Below are 3,690 nucleotides of genomic sequence, written 5' to 3'. Positions count from 1 at the left end.
CGTCGCCGACGACCTCGCTGACGAGCACCTGCCGCGACGGCTGGTCGACGGACGTGACGACGCCGAGCAGCACCGCGACGACGTAGAGGTGCCACACGGCGACGACGCCGGTGAGCGTGAGGACGGCGAGGACCGCGGCGAGCAGCGCGTTCGCGACCTGCGCCGCCTCGACCAGACGGCGCTTGTCGTACCGGTCGGCGAGCAGCCCGCCGAACGGCCCGACGACGAGCATCGGCAGGAACTGCAGCGCGACGAGCACCCCGACGGCGGCGGACGACCCGGTCAGCTCGAGCACGAGCCAGTCGGTCGCCATGCGGACCATCCACAGGGCGGTGCCGCCGAGCAGCTGGGCGCCGAGCAGGAGGCGGAAGTTGACGAGGGACAGGACGCTGCGGCCCGACGAGCGCTCGCGGTCGTTCGTCGGCCCGCCGGGAGGGTCGGCGGAAACCGTGGGGACGGTCCTTCCTCGAGGGGTGGGCGTCGCGCTGGTCACTCAGCGCGTGGTCGCGGAGAGCGCGGGCGCGCGACCGACGGTCCGGCGGCGCGGCCGGCGTAGCCGGACGTACGAGAAGCCGTCAGGGCAGGCGCACGTGCTGCGGCCCGAGCTCGCCGACGGACGCGACGCCGAGCAGGGCCATCGTGCGGCGGACCTCACGGGACAGGATCTCGGCGGCCCGGTCGACGCCGCGCTCCCCACCGGCCATGAGGCCGTACAGGTAGGCACGCCCGACGAGCGCGGCGCGCGCGCCGAGCGCGAGGGACGCGACGACGTCGGCGCCGGACATGATCCCGGTGTCGACCCAGACCTCGGTGCGGTCGCCGACGGCCTCGGCGACGTCGGGCAGCAGGCGCAGCGGGACCGGTGCGCGGTCGAGCTGGCGGCCGCCGTGGTTGGACAGGACGATCGCGTCGGCCCCGGCGTCGGTGACGCGGCGCGCGTCGTCGACCGTCTGGATGCCCTTGATGATGAGCGGCCCGTCCCACGACGCGCGCAGCCACTCGAGGTCGGCGATCGTCATCGTCGGGTCGAACAGCTTGTCGAGCAGCTCGGCGACCGTGCCGTCCCACGTCGACAGGGAGGCGAACGTCAGGGGCTCCGTGGTGAGGAGGTTGAGCCACCACGCGGGGTGGGTCGCGGCGTCGAGGACGGTCTTGACGGTGAGCGCGGGCGGGATGGAGAAGCCGTTGCGGGCGTCCCGCAGCCGGGCGCCGGCGACGGGCACGTCGACGGTGAGCATGAGCGCCTCGAACCCGGCGGCCTTGGCGCGGGCCATGAGGTCCTCGCCCGCCGCGCGGTCCTTCCAGACGTAGAGCTGGAACCACTTGCGCGCGTCGGGTGCGGCGGCGGTGACGTCCTCGATCGACGTCGTGCCCATCGTGGACAGCGCGTAGGGGATGTCGCGGCGCTCGGCGACGCGCACGACGGCCCGCTCGCCCTCGTGGTGCATCATCCGCGTGAACCCGGTGGGGGCGAAGGCGAAGGGCTGTGCGGACGGCGTGCCGAGGTAGTCGGTGGTCGTGTCGACGCTCGACACGTCGTGCAGGATCGACGGCTGGAACTCGAGGTTCCGGAACAGCGACCTCGCGCGGCGCAGGCTGATCTCGGCCTCGGCGGCGCCGTCGGTGTAGTCGAAGACCGACCGGGGCGTGCGCCGGCGGGCGACCGAGCGCAGGTCGGCGATGGTGAGCGCGTCGGCCAGGCGGCGCTCGGTCGCGTCGAGGGTGATCGGCTTGGGCCGCAGCAGCGGCTTGAGCTCGGACCACGACGGGATCTGGCGTTCGGTCACCGGGGGACTCCTGGGCGCGTCGTCGGGCTGCACGGAGGTGGCGCGATCGGGGGGTGCGGCGTGCTGGGCATGTCGTGCTCCCGAGGCTACGGCGCCCCGGGCGTGGTGTCTGCTGCGCGTCGGTAAGCGCTCGCCGACAGCGCGCTTGAAACGATACACCGCACCCTGCTCGCGGTCATCAGGCGAGTTGCGCAACCGTCCGCGGGGTCCCGTAGCGTGGGGCGCGGTCACGGGTCGTGGCGTGCGGCGCAACGGCTTTGTAACGTTTCATCGAGAATCGTTGACATCGCCGCGAGCGCTCACCTACCGTCCGGAATGCGCTTTCACTGACCGAGCAAGGAGGCTCACCGACGATGAAGCGATCCCTCTGGAAGTACTCCGCCGTCGTGGCGGTCGCGGCACTCTCCCTCACCGCCTGCGCCTCCGGCTCGGGTGACGACGACGCCGCCCCCAGCACCGACCCGACCGCGCCCGTCACCCTCAACTTCACGTGGTGGGGCAACGACGACCGGGCCGCGCGGTACCAGCAGGCGCTCGACCTGTTCCAGGAGCAGTACCCGCACATCACGGTCCAGACGAGCTTCGCCGCGTTCCCGGACTACTGGACGCAGCGCTCGACCGAGGCCGCGGGCCGCAAGCTCCCCGACGTCATGCAGTTCGACCTGTCGTACCTGCGCGAGTTCAACCAGAACGGCCAGCTCCTCGACCTCGCCGAGTACGTCGAGGACGGCTCGATCGACCTCTCCGGCTACGACGAGACCCTCACCGAGTCCGGCGTTCTCGACGGCAAGACGATCGGCATCCCGACGTCCACCAACACGTTCGCGATGTTCCAGAACCCGGCGGTGATCGCCGCGACCGGCGCCGAGTTCCCCGACGACGCGGACTACACGTGGGAGGACTACAACGACTTCATCGCCGACGTGTCGTCGGCCGGCGCGAAGACCGCCGACGGCTACCAGCTCTACGGCGCCGTCGACTACACGGGCACGTTCTGGTTCTTCATCCAGTGGCTGCTGCAGAAGGGCGTCACGCCGTTCGAGGACGACGGCACGTTCGGCTTCGACGAGGACGACGTGGTCGAGTTCCTCGACCTGACCGCCGACCTGCGCGCCGACAAGGCCGTCTACCCGATCGACCGCGGCACGTCGCTGCTGCCCAAGGGCGGTTTCACGGTCAACGAGTCGGCGACCGAGATGAGCTGGGACAACTTCCTCGCCGCCTACGTCGCCGACTCCGGCACGCAGGACATCGCGCTCGCGCAGATCCCGTCGGTCGAGCCCGGTGAGAAGCACCTGTTCTTCAAGCCGTCGATGCTGCTGTCGGCCGGCGCCAACACCGAGCACCCCGAGGCCGCGGCCACGCTCATCAACTTCCTCCTCACCGACCCCGAGGTCGGCAAGATCTTCGGCACGTCGAAGGGCGTCCCCGCCGACGAGGAGCAGCGCGCCGCGGTCGAGACCGAGGAGGGCTCCGTCGACGCCCGCGTCATCGCGTACGAGGAGGCCGTCGCCGAGCAGGTGACCGAGTCCACCCCGATCCCGGTCAAGGGCTTCGGCACCATCGAGGCCAAGTGGAAGACGCTCGGCGAGGAGCTCGCCTACGGCACGATCACGCCGGAGGACTTCGCGTCGCAGTGGTTCAGCGAGGCGGAGCTCGCGACCTCCTGAGCCGACCGGCACCCCGCCCGCACCATCCCCGCGGGCGGGGTGCCCACCCGGCGGCCGACACCGGACCGCCCCGCGGAAACCCGCTCACCGACGAACGGAACGACCCGTGACCCTCACCGCCGAGGTGACCACGCCTCCCGCCGCCCCCGCGCGCCGCGTCACCGACGCCGGGGCCGACGCGATCGGCCTGTCCAACCACGGCTGCCGCCATCGCGACAGCGCGCCGGTCCCGC

3 protein-coding genes are annotated in these 3,690 nt (G+C 71.8%); 1 reads left to right on the top strand and 2 read right to left on the bottom strand.

The window, feature by feature from the left end:
- Together OMK64_RS19745 and OMK64_RS19740 are read right to left on the bottom strand one after the other, a co-directional pair.
- Positions 1–493, bottom strand: a 493-nt coding sequence (locus tag OMK64_RS19745) for an MFS transporter (RefSeq protein WP_272730060.1), incomplete at its 3' end; no start/stop codon positions are given.
- 82 nt (positions 494–575) lie between these two features.
- On the bottom strand, positions 576–1,787 hold the full coding sequence (locus OMK64_RS19740) for an alpha-hydroxy acid oxidase (RefSeq protein WP_272730059.1): 1,212 nt from the start codon (positions 1,785–1,787) through the stop codon (positions 576–578).
- A gap of 353 nt (positions 1,788–2,140) precedes the next feature.
- Here OMK64_RS19740 and OMK64_RS19735 point away from each other — a divergent pair, with 353 nt between their 5' ends.
- Positions 2,141–3,457 carry an ABC transporter substrate-binding protein gene (locus OMK64_RS19735; RefSeq protein WP_272730058.1) on the top strand — a complete coding sequence of 439 codons (1,317 nt, stop codon included), beginning with the start codon at positions 2,141–2,143 and terminating at the stop codon, positions 3,455–3,457.
- Positions 3,458–3,690 lie beyond the last annotated feature (233 nt).

Source organism: Cellulomonas fimi (assembly GCF_028527925.1).
Classification (GTDB): domain Bacteria; phylum Actinomycetota; class Actinomycetes; order Actinomycetales; family Cellulomonadaceae; genus Cellulomonas; species Cellulomonas fimi_C.
The sequence above is the reverse complement of the archived record's forward strand: the minus strand, read 5'-3'. Positions and strand labels throughout refer to the sequence as shown.

Excerpts from the sequence above, each read along its gene's own strand:
- OMK64_RS19735 (WP_272730058.1), top strand. The coding sequence starts at position 2,141 with ATGAAGCGATCCCTCTGGAAGTACTCCGCCGTCGTGGCGGTCGCGGCA.